A 420-nucleotide genomic window follows, 5' to 3' on the forward strand; every position below is an offset into this window, starting at 1 on the left:
ACACTAATGAAAAGTGTTCACAACTTCAGCACTGGCTAAAACTACAGTGAAGCTGTCAAAAGTGGCAGGATCGATCTTCCTACCCTCTCCCCTCTACCCTTATAATAGTAGTGTAGATTTTCCATCGATATACCTAGAGCCATTATGGAGACAAGCTGTGCCGTGTGATGCCGTTTTATAGTAGCATCGCCCCAACTCTATCGGGTGTCGTAAAAAGCGACTGAGGGATATAAACATCCAGGGATGGGCAGGAGTGTTTTCTGCGAATGTAACATTTTGCACTACGCTTGCCAATCCGACTGCCACTCGTAGTGAGAATGGCAATACCCTCCGATTGGGGGAGGCTCATGTCCAGCTGTGGACCTTTGCGGCTGTTTTTACCTATCCACACTAATATTATAAATGCGAAAGTAACTCTGT

General features: G+C 45.7%; 1 pseudogene. It reads right to left on the reverse strand.

Annotated features, from left to right (window positions below):
* Positions 1–3: 3 nt before the first annotated feature.
* Positions 4–81, reverse strand: a pseudogene (locus tag ACJ5GX_RS05800) (phage tail tube protein); the annotation flags it as partial.
* Between the last annotated feature and the right edge of the window lie 339 nt (positions 82–420).

It is taken from the genome of Wolbachia endosymbiont of Tuta absoluta (assembly GCF_059414725.1).